Here is a 19,101-nt window from a genome sequence, read left to right as displayed (position 1 = left end):
GTGCGAAAGGGTTGCGAAGCCCTTGCGCACGTTGCTGCCTATGCTACATGAACCGCAGCCGAAATCGAGTGAGTTCGTACAAAGAACCGCGATTACCTGCCGAGTTGCTCGTGCAGGCATTGGAATTCAAGTTCGCGCCTGTGTCTCCGGCATTCGCCGCTGCTCTGGAATGGCGCACGACATAGTGGAGCTATCATGCCGAAACCGGTCGTCACCCGTTTTGCCCCTTCGCCCACGGGGTATCTGCACATTGGCGGTGCACGCACTGCCCTGTTCAACTGGCTTTACGCCAAGCATAACGGCGGCAAGATGCTGCTACGTATCGAAGACACCGACCGGGAACGTTCCACCGATGCCGCGACGGCTGCCATTCTCGATGGACTGACCTGGCTGGGGCTGGATTGGGACGGCGAAGCCATCTCGCAATTCGAGCGTGCGCCTCGCCATCGCGAAGTAGCGGAGGAGCTGGTTACTCTTGGCAAGGCATACTACTGCTATGCAACGCCGGAAGAACTGGAAGAAATGCGCGAGAAAGCCCGCGCCGAAGGTCGTCCACCGCGCTATGACGGTCGCTGGCGTGATCGCGATCCATCTGAGGCACCCGCAGGCGTTAAGCCGGTCATTCGCATCAAGGCGCCACAGGAAGGGGAAACTCTCGTGCAGGATGCCGTGCAGGGCGATGTGCGCTTTCCGAACAAGGATCTCGATGATTTCATCATCCTCCGTTCCGATGGCACGCCCACCTACATGCATGCAGTCGTTGTCGATGACCACGACATGGGGGTGACCCATATCATTCGCGGCGACGATCATCTGACCAATGCCGCGCGGCAGACAGTCATCTACAACGCAATGAACTGGGACGTGCCGCAGATGTCGCACATCCCGCTGATCCATGGCGCTGACGGCGCAAAACTCTCCAAGCGTCACGGCGCTCTGGGTGTCGATGCCTACCGTGCGATGGGCTATTTGCCCGCGGCCCTGCGCAACTATCTCGTGCGCCTTGGCTGGAGTCACGGCGATGACGAGATTATGTCGACCGAACAGATGATCGAATGGTTCGACGTCAAGGACATCAACAAGGGTGCGGCCCGCTTCGATTTTCAGAAGCTGGAGGCGATCAACGGCGTCTATATGCGCGCCAGCGACGACCGGGCGCTCTATGATGCGCTTATAGCCGTTCTTCCGGAGATTGAAGGCGGCAAGGAAATTTCCGATGCGCTGGACGATAAGCGCCGCGCACAATTGCTCGCCGCCATGCCCGGCCTGAAGGATCGTGCCAAAACTCTTGTGGAACTGGCTGACGGATCGAAATTCATCTTCGCTGCTCGTCCCCTTGACCTTGATGAGAAGGCAGCCTCCCTCCTGAATGAAGAAGGCCGCGCTGTACTCAAGTCTGTTCTGCCGGATCTGGAAGCTGCAACCGAATGGACTGTCGAATCTCTCGACGCCGTCGTGAGGACTCACGCGGAAAAAACCGGGCTGAAACTCGGCAAGATCGCACAGCCCCTACGCGCAGCATTGACCGGTCGCGCCACTTCTCCGGGCGTGTTCGACGTGCTGTTCGTCCTTGGCCGTGAGGAGTCACTCGAGCGTATTCGCGATCAAATCGGTTAAGGTGGGAACATTCACGCTGACGTGACAAAACCGGCGTAAATAGTTCAAATTACGCATTGCATCGCGAACCGTTTGGGATAGTTTGACGGGCAAAATCGTTAGGATAATGCGTGAACGCTAATGGTCCCACAGGGGCGGGACCATTCCACGAGATAAAAGACAAATTATAACGACGATTACAATTCTGCCGTCGTGCGGGCGGCAAAGTGGACATGAAAGGAAACACGATGTCAGATAGGACAGCCAGCTTTACACTAGAAGGCAAAACATTCGACCTGCCTGTACGACAAGGCACTGTCGGACCAGACGTCGTTGATATTGGTCCACTCTACAAGAATTCCCAGATGTTCACCTACGATCCGGGCTTCACCTCCACGGCATCGTGCGAATCCAAAATCACCTACATCGACGGTGACGAAGGCACCCTGCTCTATCGCGGTTACCCGATCGATCAGCTTGCCGAACACGGCGATTTTCTGGAAACCTGCTACCTGCTTCTGTACGGCGAACTGCCAACGGCAACCCAGAAGGCTGACTTCGACTATCGTGTGACGCGCCACACGATGATTCACGAACAGATGACGAAGTTCTTTACGGGCTTCCGCCGTGATGCCCATCCTATGGCCGTAATGGTCGGCTGTGTCGGCGCGATGTCGGCTTTCTATCATGACTCGACCGACATCACCGACCCGCATCAGCGTATGGTCGCCTCGATCCGTCTGATCGCCAAGGTCCCGACGCTCGCTGCCATGGCCTATAAGTACCATATCGGCCAGCCGTTCATGTACCCGAAGAACGATCTCGATTTCGCGTCGAACTTCCTGCACATGTGCTTTGGCGTTCCGTGCGAGGATTACAAGGTCAATCCGGTTCTGGCGCGCGCGATGGACCGCATCTTCATTCTCCACGCGGATCACGAGCAGAACGCCTCGACCTCGACCGTGCGCCTTGCCGGCTCGTCGGGCGCCAATCCATTTGCATGTATCGCAGCCGGCGTTGCCTGCCTCTGGGGCCCTGCCCACGGCGGCGCTAACGAAGCCGCGCTCAACATGCTGGCTGAAATCGGTTCCGTCGACCGCATTCCTGAATTCATCGGCCGTGCAAAGGACAAGAACGATCCGTTCCGTCTGATGGGCTTCGGTCACCGCGTCTACAAGAATTACGATCCGCGCGCCAAGATCATGCAGAAGACCTGCCATGAAGTTCTGGGCGAACTCGGCATCAAGGACGATCCGTTGCTCGACGTTGCGATGGAACTGGAAAAGATTGCCCTGACGGATGAATACTTCATCGAAAAGAAGCTTTATCCGAACATCGACTTCTATTCCGGCATCACGTTGAAGGCCCTCGGCTTCCCGACCGAAATGTTCACGGTTCTCTTTGCACTTGCTCGTACCGTTGGCTGGGTCGCACAGTGGAAGGAAATGATCGAAGATCCGCAGCAGAAGATCGGTCGCCCGCGCCAGCTCTACACCGGCGCCGCCGAACGCGATTACGTGCCGCTCGCAAAGCGCAAATAAATATCAGATCCGCACAAGAAAACCCGGTTGCAAAACAACCGGGTTTTTTCACGCCTGCTCGCAGCAGGTAGTCACGTCCTGGACACAATCATTTCCAGCAAAAGCGCGATTGTTGTGTTGCGATAGAGTACTTCCGACGATTCAGTTTAAACTGGAAATGCTCTTCCCTGCCAGCTCCAGAACGACCCGCGCACCGATCTCGCCAGACGGCTGCTCGGTCGCCATGATCGAAGCAACCTTATCGAATCCGTCGAGTTGTGCCTGCCGTGCCGATCCGGGCTTCATCAGCCGCTCGAGATTGCGAGCAAGCATTCCGGGGCGAACGAATTCATTGAAATACTCAGGCACTACCGGCTCATCGGCTATGATGTTCGGCAGAGCCGCGCTCCAGATGGTTATCTTGGGCATCAGAAACTTGCGTGCAAACCAGTCCGCCTTATAGGAAAGCACACTTGGGATACGTGAGAGAGCCAGTTCCAGCGAGACCGTCCCGGAAGCGGCAAGCGCCGCATCAGCCCTGGAAAAAGCTTTCCACTTTTCCTCATCGCCCAAGACAATAAGGGGTTTGACCGCCCAATTCTTCGAAAGATCCCGCACCATTTCCTCGATGCGCGGCAGTGTCGGCAAAACCACATCAAGTCTTTCGGTTCTGGCAGCAAGTTCACCAACAGCCTGCCCGAACGGTTCCATCAGCATCTGGATTTCAGTACGGCGAGACCCCGGTAGAACAAGCAGCGTTTTGCGGGATTCATTAGACCGTTGCACTTCCAGTACTTTTTGTTCTGCCCTTGCCTGCAATATCGGTTCATAGCTGGAAAGGCGGTGCCCGACATAGGTGGCACTCGGTCCACTCAATTTTTGCATGACCTCCACCTCAAATGGAAGAATGGTCAGCACGTGGTCGAAATAGGCTTTCATCGCCCGGGCACGCTGCGGTCGCCAAGCCCACACACTCGGCGCTATATATTTTACAATGGGAATGGACGCATTCGCTGCCCTGATCTTTTGGGCAACACGATGCGTAAACTCGGGACTATCGATCAGAAGAACGCAATCTGGCTTCTCCGCAATGATGCGTTGCGCGGTCTGCCTAATGCGCCGCATCAGCCCCGGTAAATTCTTGAGAATTGCGCCCAGCCCCATAAGGGCAATTTCGTGCGGATCAAAGAAAGACTTCATGCCCCGGGCCGCAAGATGATCGCCACCGACGCCGACGATATCAACAAGCCGGTCTGTCTGGTTTCGTAGTGCATCAATCAGATCAGCACCGAGAAGATCACCGGATTCTTCACCGGCCACGATTGCTATTTTCAGAGGCCGGCTGTTAGTGCTCACGTCCTGGCATCCTTTCTCTCGCGACTGACTGTCTCTATGAAGAGACCCTTGTCGTTTGCTGCAGCGATGGTTTCACCGAAGCCTAGAATGAATGTCCTGCCTGCCTCAACCGCTATTCCCGATAATCCCGCTTTGGCGGCATTCTCGACTGTTGAAATCCCGATGGTTGGAAGGTCGGCTCTTTCATCCTGCTGCGGCTTTGCCATCTTCACGAGAACACCGCCTCGGCGAGGTATGCGGCGAGCCGCACGCAACTCCCGCACACGTTCGATCATTTGATCTGTGCCTTCCGCTCCTTCGAGGGCCACCACACGTCCGCCGACCGCAATTGCGCCCTGCCCGACATCGAGATCACCGAGGCGAAGCGCAGATTCCATCGCAAGTTCAAGATTATGGCGTTCTCGGGCGTCTGGCACGGCTCGAGTCAGAATTTGAGCCGGTGATGGGGAAAGCAGATCCGGGACAACTTCATGAGCCCCGACAACTTTGAAACCAAAAGATTCCAGCAGCCCTATGAACGCCCGCAAGAGCGCATCGTCCCCTTGTCCCAAAGCCCGCAGAACATAAGGCACCGCCCGCAGCGTAGGCCAGTCAAGCTTCAAATCGCTGACATGAGGGCGGCTCGTCACGCCACCGGCGAGGACAACCCGATCCACTCCCGCAGCTTTCATAGAGCGCAGCAGCTTTGCAAACTCTACGATCGAGATTTCCTGATGTTCATACTTGTAAAGTATCGGGTCGGCTTCTCCGCGCAGCGGCACAAGGAAGGGAGAGTTTCCCGCTGTCGCCAGAGCCTCTGCCACATTGATCGGCAACAGGCCGTTCCCGGCGATAATGGCAACGCGCCCCGCATGGTCTGCGAGACGCTGGATTTTCTCAATCTTCGCCGCTGTCATGTCCGGCCCCGCCATGCACCGCATCAAGCGGAGGTGTACAGTAGGCACGCTTCGTATCGACGTTGATGAAGTCGATCATATCGATGACAGCCGGAGAGCCCGGTATTGCAATTAGAACGTCTTTGGCGCGGTCCCGAATCGGCTTTGTACGGTCGAACAGCATCCTGACAGCATGACGAAGATTATGAATTTCCTTGCGCTCCATACCAGAGCGCTTCATGCCGACGATATTCAATCCGCCAAGATGAGCATGCACGCCTATTGCCATGCCGTATGGGATAAGATCGCTCACAACAGCAGCCATGCCACCTACGAAAGCGTGGTGTCCGATACGCACGAATTGATGGATAGCCGCGCCACCGCCCAGAATGGCGTGGTGTCCGATCGTCGTGTGGCCGCCAATCATCACATTATTGGAAAATGTGACGTAATCGCCAATATCGCAATCATGCGCTACATGAGCGTAAGCCAAAAACGAACAGTTGTCGCCAACCGAAGTATATCCCCGTGCGCTGTCCGACCCTTTGTGCATGGTCACGCCTTCACGGATCAGGCAGTTCGTGCCGATGTTCAGCTTGGTGGGGCCTCCCTTATGCTTGTTGTTCTGCGGATCGCACCCCAGAACTGCGTGCGGATAGACCCTCGCTCCCTCGCCAAGCGTCGTCGCGCCCGTTACAACCACATGGCTCATCAATTCCGAATTGTCGCCAATGACGGCGCCAGACTGAATATGACAGAAAGGGCCGACAGACACACCCTGCCCCAGTTCCACGCCCTGCTCTACGAGAGCGGTGGGGTGAATGAATGTTTCTTTCATTGATATGCTCACTGGTTTTCTTCAGCTGTGCTGATCATGGCAGCGACTTCAGCTTCCGCAACCTTCACACCATCAACTTCCGCAATGCATTCATATTTGGAGATATTTGCGCGTTGCTTGATCTTCTTGACATGAAGCAAAAGCCTGTCACCCGGTATGACGGGACGACGGAATTTCGCATTGTCGATAGTCATGAAATAGACCACACCCGGACGCCCGGTCTTGCGCTGAAGCAGGGAAATAGCGCCTGCCGTTTGTGCCATGGCTTCGACAATCAATACGCCCGGCATGATCGGCTTTTCAGGAAAATGGCCTGTAAAATGCGGCTCGTTGATTGTCACATTCTTGATGCCGGTCGCAGAGACGTCACCGTCAATGTCGACGATACGATCAATCAGCAAAAACGGATAGCGATGCGGCAGCACTGCCAGAAGGTCCTGGATATCTGCTGCTTCCAGCTTGGTCTGATTTGCATCACTCATCAGAGGATTGCTCCTTTCTCGATTGCCCGATGCTGCGGATATTCGCAATATCGCGGAACCACTGCTTGATAGGCCGCGCGGGGATACCGCCCCAGCGCTCACCATCGGGTACGTCATTCATAACGCCACTCGCCGCGGCAACCTGCACGCGCGAACCGATGATCAAATGGTCAGCAAGGCCCACACGTCCACCCAGCATCGTCTGGTCACCGATAACGCAGCTGCCGGAGATGCCGCAATGTGCGGCAATGATACAAAAGCGGCCGATCCGCACATTGTGCGCGATCTGGACAAGATTATCGACCTTGGTGCCTTCACCGATAACGGTGTCATTCAACGAACCACGATCCACCGTCGTATTGGCGCCGATCTCGACATTGTCCTGAATAATGACCCTGCCGAGCTGGGGAACTTTTTCCAGACCAGCCGGGCCTGGGACGTAGCCGAAACCATCTTGACCAATCCGAACGCCCGGATGAAGCGCAACTTGGTTGCCGATAAAAGCACATTGGACGGTAACGCCCGGCGCAATATAGGTGTTGCGACCGATCTGGCTACCTTCCCCAATGACCGCAGTCGATGCGACCAGGGTACCGCTACCAACGGTAACGCCCTTACCAATCACTGCTCCGGCTTCGATGGTCGCGCCATCCTCGATATGCGCGGTCGGGTGAATGATCGCCGACGACGAAATACCTGTTTCACCAAACCAGCTTACTGGTCTGACCGACGCAGGAAACAGCATTCGCCCTACGGAGGCAAAGTCTCGCTGAGGATTACGGGTCACCAATGCAGCTATATGCGACGGTACTATGTCGGCTACGGCTTCCGTACACAAAACACCGGCCGCACTGATCGACGAAAGTCCATCGGCGTTCTTTTTGCCCTCGACGAAGACAAGAGAACCTTCAGTTGCATCTTTAAGAGAAGAGAGACGCGCAACAGAACGCGGCGCAAGCTTCGCATCGCGAAGTCTTGCACCGGTAAAATCTGCTATATCGCCAATCGTGAGTTCACGCGAAGGCGCGAAAAAAACAGGATCTGCCATCAAAACACTTTCTTTCCCGGGGTTGTTATACCCCGGGAAAAGGCAAATCTATTAGAACTTGGTCGAAACACCGAAGTTGAAGTTCTGAACCTTGTCGGTATCAGCCTTCGCGATCGGGAACGCATAGTCAAAGCGCAGCGGACCGAACGGAGAAGCCCACATCAAGCTGACACCTGCCGAAGCACGAAGCTTCTTGTCGTCGCCGTAGATCGGAGAACCGCCCTGCGAGGAGTCGTTGCCGTAAAGCGTTGCAGCGTCTGCGAACACGGCGCCACGGATACCCAGACTCTCAGGAACCAATGGCATGGGGAACTGAACTTCAGCCGTACCATTGATGTAGGTCGTGCCACCCATCCAGTAACGCTTGCCGTTCGCAGCATCCTGATACGGACCGATACCATTGAACTTGAAGCCACGAATGATGTCCGAATTGTTCTTGAACAAGTCGAAGATACGGACGCCATCATCACCAAATTCATGGATATAACCACCGCCGATGCCCAGCATGCCGACGATATCGGCTTCCTGAGAAAGCGTCTTGTAGTAGTTACCCTTGAACGTGGTCTTGATGTACTTGGCGTCACCACCTAGACCAGCAAACTCCTGCGTGAACTTTCCATAAAGACCGTCATGCGGGTTCTTCATGTCATCGATGGAGTTGTAGGTCAGCGAATAGCTAATCGAAGAACGCAACCACGGGCTATGTTCGGCAGCCTCAAGCAAAGCAGGTGCATAGAAATTTTCCCGGTCCGGACGGAACAGATCGTACTTTTCCTGAACCAGGTTATACGCGATACCTGCCGAGAAGTCATCCGTGATCGGCAGGCCGAAACGGATGGTACCACCGGTCTGCTCGACGTCGTAGTCGTCGTTTACGCGGTATGTACGACGGAAGACGTCAAAGCCGGCCGAGAGGCGGTAACCGAGGAAATATGGCTCTGTAAAGGAAAGGCCGTAATTGCGCATATCGTCCTGGCCGGCACCCGCGCTGATACGGATATACTGGCCACGTCCGAGGAAGTTACGCTCGGTGATAGCAGCTTCAACCTGCGCACCTGGCGATTCACCACCGGTGGTATAGCCACCACCAATCGAGAATTCACCGGTCGACTTTTCAACCACATCGACAACCAGAATGACCTGATCCGGCTCAGAGCCAGGCGCGGTCGAAATGTTGACGGTCTGGAAGAAATCAAGCGCTTCCAGACGACGCTTTGCACGCTGCACCATGACCTGATTGAAGGCATCACCTTCATTCACGTCGAATTCGCGGCGAATCACGAAATCGCGGGTTTTATCGTTGCCGCGGATTTCAATGCGCTGAATGTAAGCGCGCGGACCTTCATCGACGCTGTAAACGACCGAGATCGTGCGGTTTTCGAAATCACGATCACCACGCGGCTCGACTTTCGCAAAAGCGTAACCGCTTCCAGCGACATTTTCGGTAACCGCGAGAACAGAATCCTCGATTTCCTTCGCGCTGTAAGGCTTACCCGAGCGCGTCTTGACCAGATGATCCAGAGCCTGCCCGTCGACACCAGCCACATTGCTCTCGACGCTGACGTTGCCGAACGTATAGCGCTGACCTTCATCGACCGTGATGGTGATCGTGTATTCGTTCGTCGAAGGATCGAGAACAGCATTGGACGAAATGACGCGGAAATCCGCATAGCCGCGATTGTAATAGAAACGGCGGAGCGTTTCTTCGTCAGCCTGAAGACGACCTTCGTCGTAGACGTCGTTACGCGTCAGCCACGAAAGCGGATTCGAACGCTTGGTCGAAATCACATCACGCAGACGACGGGAACTGAAAGCCTGATTGCCGACAAAATCGACGTTCGCAATCTTGGTACGCGAGCCTTCGTTGATTTCATAAACAACGTTTACACGGCCCTGACCGAGATCAACGGTACGCGCATTCACAGTCGCATCGCTGCGCCCGATATGTGCATATGCTCCCTTGATTGCCTCGACGTCCGCTTCCATCGTTGCAGCATCGTAAGGCGAGCGAGCCTTGAGCTGAACAGCGCGGGCAAGATCGGGATCCTTGATCTTCTTATTGCCCTGGAAGAGGACGTTGTTGACAACCGAGCGCTCCGTAACGTTGACGACGAGCGTGCTGCCGGACTGGTTGATGCGGACATCCGAGAACAGCCCCATCGCAAACAGACGCTTCACCGCAGCATCAATATCGGCGCTGGTGAAGGCCTTGCCCGGACGAATATCGATATTGTCACGGATGGACTGCGCGTCGACGCGTGTATTACCGCGTACCTCGATACGGCTAACGACAGCAGCCTCGGCAACGTTGACCGAAGCCAGCGAGAGTGCAGCAGTACCCGAAGCCACAAGAGCCACTGACATGGCGAGCGCAGAAGCGGCGCCAAAGAATTTAGAACTTGCCGTCATAGGCTTTCCGAACCTTCGTTTCTTTCTGTCCCCGGGGCGATTAACCCAGAAAAGCACGTACAGATACAACCGTCATACCCGGTTTTTCCATACAAGCAAGCGTCACGGTTAAATTCTGTTTACTTAAGCAACCAGCGTGGCATCCGCGCCACGCGATTTAGGTGTTATGGTAAACAAATCGCTTAGCTTTTCCAGCCGTCACTCCCAACTTTCATTTCTGTTTAACACCTTCCCCGGTCCTCGCCGGAGAAGAAACGCATCATAGCGGTTTGCTCGCTGGAACTTCCAGCCTGCACCGATCCCCAAGATCACCAACTGAGCCAGCCGGAGAGTCATCTAGCAGGCAAACAGGTCGTTGAAAAGTACGAACCCCATGAATCCCATAACAAGTAAGAACCCGGCACGATAGAAAATATCCTGCGCTGCGGCAGACACCGGACTGCCCTTGATGGCCTCCACCGCATAGAAAACCAGATGACCGCCATCCAGCGGAGGCAGCGGAAACAGGTTCAAAAGCCCGATGCCGACAGATAACATCGCCATCAACTGGATGAGCCAATCAAATCCCTGGCTTGCTGCCTTGCCAGCCATATTGGCAATCTTGACCGGCCCACCAAGCTGGCATTTATCCTCACGACCGACCGCAAAGCGCTGAAAAAACTCTCCGGTGCGACCAATAATATAGCCCGTTTCCATGACAGCTTGTGCCACTGATTCGAGCGGGCCATATTCAATCCGGCGGAAATTGCCTACAGCTTCAGTGGTTTCCACACCGATAGCGCCAAGCTTGATCCTGTTTCCAAGCGGATCGGTGCGCTCGACAATTGCCGGAACAGCTTGAAGATCAACCATCTTGCCGTCACGCTCGACAGTGAAATTCAGCGTGTCCCCGGCTCGCCCGGATACGATGCGCTGCACATCGGAAAAAGTGGTAATCTTTTCGCCGTCGACGCTGATGAAGCGATCTCCAGCCTCAAACCCGGCCTCAGCCGCTGGACTGCCCGGCTGGACACCCGCGATAAGCGGATCAGAAATCTGACGGCCGTAAAGCGCGAAGAACACACTGAAAATGACGACAGTCAGAATAATATTGAAAGCAGGTCCGGCAAAGACCGTCGCCGCACGCTTCCAAACAGGTTGGGTGTGAAACGCCCTTCGCTGCTCATCCACACTCAGACACGCATTATTGACGTCCACCGGAGAACTCGTGGCGCTCTCATCGCCAATGAACTTGACGTAGCCGCCAAGCGGAATGGCGGAAATCTTCCATCGCGTTCCGTGTTTATCCGTGAAACCGATCAACTCGGGCCCAAAACCGATGGAAAAAGCCTGGGAGCCGATGCCGCACCAGCGCGCAACCAAATAGTGGCCCATTTCATGGACAAAGACCACAACGGTCAACACAAACAGAAAAGGAATGATGGTCCCGACAAGCAGGCTTTCGCCACCCAGAAAAAAGGCCAACGCGTCCTGCAAATCACTGCTCCTTACAAAACACTACCGGATCGCCAAAAAACCGAATGAATTTAAACAATTCCTTGCGCCCTTAGAAACTGAAGAAAATCGCGGACGGCACGTCTGGCTCGGCGAAAATTGCACCAAACAGGTACAAAAGTGCGGCAGCAGCTACAAGTCCGTCAACACGGTCCAATACACCGCCATGTCCTGGTAGCAAGCGCCCTGAATCCTTTGCGCCGAACTGACGCTTCACCCAGGATTCCGCGAGGTCGCCGATCTGCGATACGATAGACAGCAGGAGCGCGAGCAGCGGTACAAGCCAGCTGCCTGGAGCCGCCACCAGAGAGGCAACCAGGATGCCGCCGGCCACCGCGGCAGCGGCGCCACCGATGGCGCCAGACCACGTCTTGTTCGGCGAGAAGCGCGGCGCCAACTTCGGCCCACCCAATGCCCGGCCGTTGAAGTAGGCTGCGATATCTGTGGACCAGACCACAGCGAAAAGAAAAACAATGGCTGTAAAGCCGAAAGGTTCGTCGCCGCGCAGGAGCGAAAGCGAAACGGCGGAGAAACCCGCATAGAATAGTCCTGCCGCCGGCCAGCCGCGCCCTGCCTGCCATTGGGTGAGCAAAAGTATGAGCGTGCCCGCTAACAGAACGCCGATGGTCAGCAACGCAGAGCGGTCCAAAACGAGCAGAATACTCGTAAGACCCAGCCATCCCCAACCGAATGCTCGCGAGAAAAGTGTCTGCTTGGGTGCGGTCAAGCTGGTCCACTCATGGAACATGGCCAATCCGATCGCAATCGAAAACAGCGTGAAACCCAAACCGCCAATCCATGTCAGCCACAAGGCAGCTGCACCGAGAACAATAGCAGTAATGATACGGGTTTGCAGATTGGACATTGAGACCTTTCGACGGACCGGCTTGCGCCTTTCTAGAGCATTGCAGTGGTTCCGATTCTCAGGAACCACTTTAGACTGCCGCCCCCTTGGTCGAAGGGCATGCGATTTCTTCTTCGAGTTCTTCAATTCCTGTGCGCACCTCAACACCACCGAATCGACGCTCCCGCTGGCGAAAAGCATCATAGGCAGCGTCGAGGTCCGATGAACGAAAATCGGGCCAGTGAATGGGCAGGAATAGGAATTCCGAATATGCCGCTTGCCAGAGCAGGAAATTCGACAGCCGCATTTCTCCGCTCGTGCGGATGATTAGATCCGGATCGGGTATCCCCGCCGTATCAAGATTTGCGGAAATCAGTTCAGCGGAAATGGACGCCGGATCAAGCAGACCGGCGGCAACGTCGCGCGCCAGGCTTCGCACGGCACGAACGATCTCGTCGCGGGAACCGTAGTTGAAAGCTATGATCAGGTTGAGGCCGGTATTGCGATGCGTAAGCGTTTCTGCTTCTACCAATAGCGTCCTGATATCGGGGGCAAGCTCCTCGCGTTCGCCGATGATGCTGACGCGCACATTGTTGCGGTGCAGCTCCGCGAGATCGCGACGGATGAAAATCTTCAGCAAGCCGAGGAGGTCATTCACCTCTCCACTCGGGCGCGACCAGTTTTCAGAAGAGAATGCGAACAAAGTCAGGTAGCCGAGGCCACGATCCCCGGCTGCCCGCACCGTCTCGCGAAGAGCTTCCACACCTGCCCGATGTCCGGCACTGCGGGGCAAGTTGCGTGCCTTCGCCCAACGGCCATTGCCATCCATGATAATGGCGATGTGGCGCGGTTCGGACATGGCGAAGCTCTCCTTCAATGAAAATCATGCAAGTCCTAGACCTGCATGATCTCCCCTTCTTTCACGGCAACGATCTTATCCATCTCTGCAATGGTTTCGTCGGTCAGCTTCTGCACCTTTTCCGACAGAACACGGCTATCATCCTGACTGATGAGGCTGTCTTTCTCCAGCTTTTTCAGCGTATCCATGCCGTCGCGACGCACATGGCGGGCAGCGATGCGGCCCTGCTCGGCGTATTGATGTGCAATCTTGACCAGTTCCTTGCGGCGCTGTTCATTCAACTCCGGCAGCGGAATGCGCAGCGTCGTACCGTCGGTGATTGGATTGAGGCCGAGGCCTGAATCGCGAATTGCGCGTTCCACGGCGCCCACCATGCTCTTGTCCCAGACGGAGACCGAAAGCATGCGCGATTCGGGAACGGTAATATTTGCAACCTGGTTGATCGGCATCGTCGAGCCATAGGCTTCAATCACGATCGGCTCCAGCAGGCTTGCGGAAGCACGGCCCGTGCGCAGGCCACCAAGATCGTGCTTCAAAGAGTTGATAGCGCCTTCCATGCGGCGTTTCAGGTCGTTGATGTCGAAAGCATCACTCATGCATTTTCTCCTTCGATACGCAGCAAGGGCCGATCAATTATCGGAAACGATCGTGCAGCGCCCCTTGCCTTGCAGAATTTCGGCCAAGCCGCCGTTTTCATGGATGGAATAGACTATTATCGGAATGTTGTTCTCACGCGCAAGGGCAACAGCGGCTGTATCCATGACCGCAAGCCCGCGATCGAGAACTTCCTTGTGCGTCAGACGATCGAAACGCGTGGCGTTCGGATCTTTCTTTGGGTCGGCGGAATAAATTCCGTCAACCTGCGTGCCCTTCAAAAGCGCATCCGCCTCGATTTCGGCAGCGCGAAGAGCCGCCGCCGAATCCGTCGTGAAGAATGGATTTCCGGTACCGCCAGCAAAGATCACGACCTTGCCCTCATCCATGTAGGCCGTAGCCTGTCTCTGCGAGAAGCTCTCACAGATTTCAGGCATGGCGATGGCCGAGAGCACGACGGAGTCGACACCGATCTTGTGCAGTGAGGTACGCAGCGCAAGAGAATTGATGACCGTGGCCAGCATTCCCATGTGGTCGCCCGTCACGCGGTCGCCACCTTTCGAGGCCACTGCCACGCCACGGAAAATATTACCGCCGCCAATGACGACGCCGACTTCGACCCCAAGCGACCGTGCCTGCTTGATATCGCTTGCAATACGGTCTGCTACGGAAACATCGATGCCAAAGCCCTGGCTGCCCATCAATGCCTCACCTGAGGCTTTCAAAAGGACGCGTTTGTAGGCGGGTTGACCTGGCATTGGATGCTCTCCGCAGATGGTGATCAAGTGGATGTGTTCGGGTTCCGATACACGAAGGGCACCGCGTTGTCACGCGATGCCCTTCGTAATCAAAAGCCTTTTCAGGCAATCAACGCATTCCGAAAAGGGAAAACCTAATTTCGGGCGAGATGCGCTGAAAAACAGACCTGCTTAGCCCTTGGCAGCAGCAGCTACTTCAGCAGCAAAGTCGGTTTCTTCCTTTTCGATGCCTTCACCGAGAGCGATACGGGCAAAGCCCGTGATCTTGGCCGGCGCACCGATGGTCTTTTCAGCTTCCTTGAGGGCAGCTGCAACCGTCAGGTCAGGATTGATAACGAAAGCCTGCGAAAGAAGAACGACTTCTTCGTAGAACTTGCGCATGCGGCCTTCGATCATCTTTTCGATGATATTGTCCGGCTTGCCGGATTCGCGAGCCTGCTCAATGAAGATCGCCTTTTCGCGCTCGGCAGCAGCCGGATCGACATCTTCGGCGGTCAGAGCCAGCGGGTTGATTGCAGCAACGTGCATGGCAACCTGGCGACCGAATGCCTTTGCAGCTTCTGCATCGCCAGCGGTTTCGATTGCAACGAGAACGCCCAGCTTGCCAAGGCCATCAGCAACACCGTTGTGAATGTAGGTCGCGACAACGCCCTGCGGAACGGTCAGCGCAGCCGAACGGCGGAAGCCAATGTTTTCACCGATGGTGGCAACAGCGTCCTTTGCCGTTTCGGTAACGGTCTTACCATCGATCTTGGCGTCGGCCACAGCTTCGGTCGAGCCATCGGTCGACAGAGCAGCCTGGGCGATCTTGCGGACCAGATCCTGGAAAGCATCGTTGCGGGCAACGAAGTCGGTTTCGGAGTTTACTTCAACGACAACAGCCTTGTTGCCGGAAGCTGCAACGCCAACCAGACCTTCAGCAGCCGTACGGCCAGCCTTCTTGTCAGCCTTTGCAATACCCTTGGCGCGCAGCCAGTCAACGGCAGCGTCGATGTCGCCATTGGTTTCGGCAAGTGCTGCCTTGCAGTCCATCATGCCGGCGCCGGTGAGGTCGCGGAGTTCTTTGACGAGAGATGCGGAAATGCTCATGATGTCGCCTTTCATGAAAGCGAAGGCACACCGAAAAGGTGTGCCAACTTTTAACCGGCGCTTGGTTTCTGGATCGCGACCTGACCTGAGCGTTGCACTACAGGAATCACGATCTCGCACCGGGATGAAACGAGATTATCCACCCGCCCTATCACAGATATGACGGATGGATGAAATCATACGCTGATTAAGCGCCTTCAGCCGGAGCTTCGAGGGCTGGCTCTACCGGAGCTTCAGCCTGTGCACCGATGTCGATGCCCATCGCGCCCTGCTGACGCGCAATGCCGTCGAGAGCAGCGCGGGCAATCAGATCGCAATACAGGGCGATAGCGCGCGCGGCGTCATCGTTGCCCGGGATCGGGTAATCGATCTGGTCCGGATCGCAGTTCGAATCGATCACGGCAACGACCGGAATACCAAGACGCTTGGCTTCCTGAATGGCAATCGCTTCCTTGTTGGTGTCGATGATGAACATCAGGTCCGGGACCGAGCCCATGTCCTTGATACCGCCGAGGGCGCGGTCAAGCTTTTCACGCTCGCGCTCAAGGTTGAGGCGTTCCTTCTTGGTGAAGCCCTGAGCTTCGCCAGCCAGCAGTTCGTCGAGCTTGCGCAGACGCTGGATCGAATTGGAGATCGTCTTCCAGTTCGTCATCATGCCGCCGAGCCAGCGTGCATTGACGTAATACTGTGCCGAACGATTGGCAGCATCGGCAATGATGTCCGAAGCCTGACGCTTCGTGCCGACGAACAGAACGCGACCGCCGCGGGCAACCGTGTCCGAAACGATCTTCAGCGCGTTGTGCAGCAGAGGAACGGTCTGGGACAGATCGAGAATGTGGATATTGTTGCGGTCACCATAGATGTATGGTGCCATTTTCGGGTTCCAGCGATGGGTCTGGTGGCCGAAGTGAACACCAGCTTCCAGAAGCTGGCGCATGCTGAAATCAGGTAATGCCATCTTTATTTTCCTTTTCCGGTTTAACCTCCACGGGCTGAGGCGATTTCTCGCCACCGGAGGTTTTTGCCGGATTTCTCCCGACAAAAGCCCAATCCCGTGTGTGGAATAGGCGCGCTGTTAACTGATCACGCCGCAAAATGCAAGTCGTCTGCACAATATAGCACTGAACGGGCTAACAAACATGCCCACCAGGGCGTCTACTTGCAGGTTCCAGCCTGTTTTGCCGTATCATAGACATCAAGCTTCACGAGTTTTCCCCTCATGGAGAAATCTCCATAATCCATGGTAAGGTCGCGGGTAATTCCATTGCGATAAAGCTTGAAATTGATGCGATAGATGGGCAGGCCGTCCTGCTTTTCCTTGTCATCGAAATAGGCAATCGTTACCGGCCAGACCTGATCCTTGGAAAACTTGCCCATGATCTTGGTCTCGTCGTCCGTCAAGGACTGTTCCTTGCCGACGACAACGGTGGTTGCAACCACCCGGTCGGCATCTTCGGAAGCATCAAACAGCGATGTCTGGTAGAACTTCTGCCCGGCTTCCGCCTTGCCGATCAGTTCTTCCATATGACCGGTGGGAAATTGCGTTCCCTTGAGGTCGAGCTTGTTTTCCTTCGGCTTGCTCAACTCGACGACGGTCTTGCCGCCCTCGAGCTTCGCGTCGCCACGCACTTCCTTGACCAGTTCCTTGTCCACGAAGGTCTTGTTGACGAAGCGGAAGTTCTTTCCGTCCGCTCCTTCGAACGTCGTCGTCTGCTGGTCGGTCACGCGCTGCGGCTGCTCTTCCATATCGATCCGGGTCACGAAACGGAAATTGGTGGTGTAGCCTTCACATGCCGATCCGTTAAACTCATACACCATGCGGCCGGTCAAACCACTGATCCCTGATTTTTCATCGGCTCGATCCAGAGTCAGATCATAGACTGCGCGATGTGGAACCAACGTTACCGTCGAGGCCGCATGAGCGGCGACCGCAAATCCGGCCCAAATACAAGCAGCCGTTCCACTCGCCGCAACCGCACTCTTGAAAAAACGCATACATGAATCTCCCGATGAGTTGACGAGCATGATAAAAAAACTCGTGGCGGAAGCGAGGCAAAAAAAGCACCCTTCCCCAAAGCTTCACCGATTCTGCTTATAGGTAGATCGCGAAGTACCTTTGCAAGCAAGGATTAATATAATGACCGACACGATCGACAGCCGCCTTAAAAATCTGGGTATATCCATCCCGGAAGCCGCCGCACCCGCCGCAAACTATGTTCCTTTTGCCCAAAGCGGCTCTTTGCTGCTCACTTCTGGCCAGCTTCCACTCGAAGGCGGCAAGCTGGTGCACACTGGCCAGATCGGAGACGAGCTGACAGTTGCGCACGGACAAGCGGCGGCACGCGCCTGTGCTGTCAACATTCTTGCCCAGGCAAAGGCGGCACTTGGTGACCTCGGCCGCATCAAGCGAATTGTAAAAATTACGGCCTTCGTAGCTTCAACGCCCGACTTTGTGGAGCAGCATTTGGTTGCCAATGGCGCATCCGATCTCCTCGTCGCAGTCCTCGGCGACGCTGGCAAACATGCCCGCTCCGCAGTCGGCGTTGCCAGCCTGCCGCTCAATGCACCTGTCGAAATAGAAGCAATCATCGAGGTTGCGTGACATGACGTCCATTGACTGGATCAAGAAGCGCCCTGTCGCTCATCGTGGATTGCACGATCTTAACAAGGAACGCTGGGAAAACACCCTTTCAGCGTTTGAGGCGGCAGCCAAAGCGGGATTCGCCATTGAATGCGATGTTCATCTCACCCGTGATGGCGGCGTGGTCGTCTTTCATGATGACGAGCTGAAGCGTCTCGCCGGTCGCGAAGGCTACATCAGCGATTTGACGCTTGCCGAAGCGACCGCGCTCAAGGTCGGCGGCACCGCCGATCACGTGCCGACGCTTCGTCAGATGCTTGATCTGGTCGATGGCCGTGTTCCTCTTGTCATCGAATTGAAGGGCATAGAAGGTAAGGACGACGGTCTAGTGGCCGCCGTTGCCAAAGAACTGGCGTCTTATAAGGGCGAAGCGGCGATCATGTCTTTCGATCACCACCTGATCCGCCGCTTTGAAGCAGATGCGCCGGGAATCCCGGGAGGGCTTACCGCCGAAGGTACCAGTACGAAAGATTTTGAAAGACATTTCTCCATGCTGGCGCATGGCATTTCCTTCGTATCCTATAACCTGCATCATCTGCCCAACCCGTTCGTCACTTTCGTTCAGGAGAAGTTGCACATGCCGGTGATCAGTTGGACCGTTCGAGATCGCGAAATGCAGAAGCATAGCGATCTCAATGTCGACCAGATCACGTTCGAAGGTTTTGATCCACGCGCCCTGTTAGCTTGACGACAACACG

General features: G+C 55.6%; 18 protein-coding genes. 4 read left to right on the top strand and 14 right to left on the bottom strand.

The features are described 5' to 3' along the window. Window positions 1-195: 195 nt before the first annotated feature. Window positions 196-1,617: a glutamate--tRNA ligase gene (gltX, locus tag ABWW28_RS03885; RefSeq protein WP_021585231.1), complete on the top strand. Its 1,422-nt coding sequence runs from the start codon at window positions 196-198 to the stop codon at window positions 1,615-1,617. Window positions 1,618-1,844: 227 nt separating this feature from the next. Beyond that, the gene (gltA, locus tag ABWW28_RS03880) at window positions 1,845-3,137 is read left to right on the top strand and encodes a citrate synthase (protein WP_025089503.1); all 1,293 of its coding nucleotides are present in this window, start codon (window positions 1,845-1,847) and stop codon (window positions 3,135-3,137) included. A 141-nt stretch (window positions 3,138-3,278) separates the two neighbouring features. On the opposite strand, the gene lpxB is transcribed toward gltA, so the two are convergent. From lpxB to eipB, 14 genes are all read right to left on the bottom strand, one after another. Then, window positions 3,279-4,472 carry a lipid-A-disaccharide synthase gene (gene lpxB / locus ABWW28_RS03875; RefSeq protein ID WP_025089502.1) on the bottom strand — a complete coding sequence of 398 codons (1,194 nt, stop codon included), beginning with the start codon at window positions 4,470-4,472 and terminating at the stop codon, window positions 3,279-3,281. Further along, entirely contained in the window at window positions 4,469-5,368 is a 900-nt protein-coding gene (locus ABWW28_RS03870) for an LpxI family protein (protein WP_025089501.1), read from the bottom strand. The genes lpxB and ABWW28_RS03870 overlap by 4 nt, the downstream gene beginning before the upstream one ends. After that, complete coding sequence (gene lpxA, locus ABWW28_RS03865) at window positions 5,349-6,185, bottom strand: acyl-ACP--UDP-N-acetylglucosamine O-acyltransferase (RefSeq protein WP_021585235.1); 837 nt, start codon at window positions 6,183-6,185, stop codon at window positions 5,349-5,351. Before lpxA ends, ABWW28_RS03870 begins: the two co-directional genes overlap by 20 nt. An 8-nt stretch (window positions 6,186-6,193) precedes the next feature. Then, window positions 6,194-6,667, bottom strand: coding sequence for a 3-hydroxyacyl-ACP dehydratase FabZ (gene fabZ / locus ABWW28_RS03860; RefSeq protein ID WP_006466942.1), 474 nt, complete (start codon window positions 6,665-6,667; stop codon window positions 6,194-6,196). After that, window positions 6,660-7,715 (bottom strand): UDP-3-O-(3-hydroxymyristoyl)glucosamine N-acyltransferase, encoded by a 1,056-nt coding sequence (gene lpxD / locus ABWW28_RS03855; protein WP_353390340.1) that lies wholly within the window; start codon window positions 7,713-7,715, stop codon window positions 6,660-6,662. The genes fabZ and lpxD overlap by 8 nt, the downstream gene beginning before the upstream one ends. Window positions 7,716-7,766: 51 nt before the next feature. Beyond that, on the bottom strand, window positions 7,767-10,124 hold the full coding sequence (bamA, locus tag ABWW28_RS03850; RefSeq protein WP_021585237.1) for an outer membrane protein assembly factor BamA: 2,358 nt from the start codon (window positions 10,122-10,124) through the stop codon (window positions 7,767-7,769). Window positions 10,125-10,460: 336 nt separating this feature from the next. After that, window positions 10,461-11,600 (bottom strand): RIP metalloprotease RseP, encoded by a 1,140-nt coding sequence (gene rseP / locus ABWW28_RS03845; protein ID WP_021585238.1) that lies wholly within the window; start codon window positions 11,598-11,600, stop codon window positions 10,461-10,463. A gap of 70 nt (window positions 11,601-11,670) precedes the next feature. Next, a complete protein-coding gene (locus ABWW28_RS03840) occupies window positions 11,671-12,483 on the bottom strand; it encodes a phosphatidate cytidylyltransferase (protein WP_021585239.1) in 813 nt (270 codons plus the stop codon). Between the two features lie 70 nt (window positions 12,484-12,553). Then, complete coding sequence (locus tag ABWW28_RS03835; protein WP_021585240.1) at window positions 12,554-13,321, bottom strand: isoprenyl transferase; 768 nt, start codon at window positions 13,319-13,321, stop codon at window positions 12,554-12,556. Window positions 13,322-13,356: 35 nt separating this feature from the next. Beyond that, a complete protein-coding gene (gene frr / locus ABWW28_RS03830) occupies window positions 13,357-13,917 on the bottom strand; it encodes a ribosome recycling factor (protein ID WP_006466949.1) in 561 nt (186 codons plus the stop codon). A gap of 33 nt (window positions 13,918-13,950) precedes the next feature. Continuing rightward, window positions 13,951-14,673: a UMP kinase gene (gene pyrH, locus ABWW28_RS03825; RefSeq protein ID WP_006471613.1), complete on the bottom strand. Its 723-nt coding sequence runs from the start codon at window positions 14,671-14,673 to the stop codon at window positions 13,951-13,953. A 171-nt stretch (window positions 14,674-14,844) separates the two neighbouring features. Further along, window positions 14,845-15,762, bottom strand: a complete 918-nt coding sequence (gene tsf / locus ABWW28_RS03820; RefSeq protein WP_031346049.1) for a translation elongation factor Ts — start codon at window positions 15,760-15,762, stop codon at window positions 14,845-14,847. Window positions 15,763-15,949: 187 nt separating this feature from the next. After that, on the bottom strand, window positions 15,950-16,720 hold the full coding sequence (gene rpsB / locus ABWW28_RS03815; protein WP_006466952.1) for a 30S ribosomal protein S2: 771 nt from the start codon (window positions 16,718-16,720) through the stop codon (window positions 15,950-15,952). 197 nt (window positions 16,721-16,917) lie between these two features. Continuing rightward, complete coding sequence (eipB, locus tag ABWW28_RS03810; protein WP_021585242.1) at window positions 16,918-17,757, bottom strand: cell envelope integrity protein EipB; 840 nt, start codon at window positions 17,755-17,757, stop codon at window positions 16,918-16,920. 142 nt (window positions 17,758-17,899) lie between these two features. Here eipB and ABWW28_RS03805 point away from each other — a divergent pair, with 142 nt between their 5' ends. Both ABWW28_RS03805 and ABWW28_RS03800 read left to right on the top strand, forming a co-directional pair. Beyond that, window positions 17,900-18,364, top strand: coding sequence for a RidA family protein (locus ABWW28_RS03805; protein ID WP_006471616.1), 465 nt, complete (start codon window positions 17,900-17,902; stop codon window positions 18,362-18,364). A gap of 1 nt (window position 18,365) precedes the next feature. Continuing rightward, entirely contained in the window at window positions 18,366-19,091 is a 726-nt protein-coding gene (locus ABWW28_RS03800) for a glycerophosphodiester phosphodiesterase (RefSeq protein ID WP_021585243.1), read from the top strand. Window positions 19,092-19,101 lie beyond the last annotated feature (10 nt).

It is taken from the genome of Brucella sp. NBRC 14130 (genome assembly GCF_040371715.1).
Taxonomy (GTDB): Bacteria; Pseudomonadota; Alphaproteobacteria; order Rhizobiales; family Rhizobiaceae; genus Brucella; species Brucella intermedia.
The sequence above is the reverse complement of the archived record's forward strand: the minus strand, read 5'-3'. Positions and strand labels throughout refer to the sequence as shown.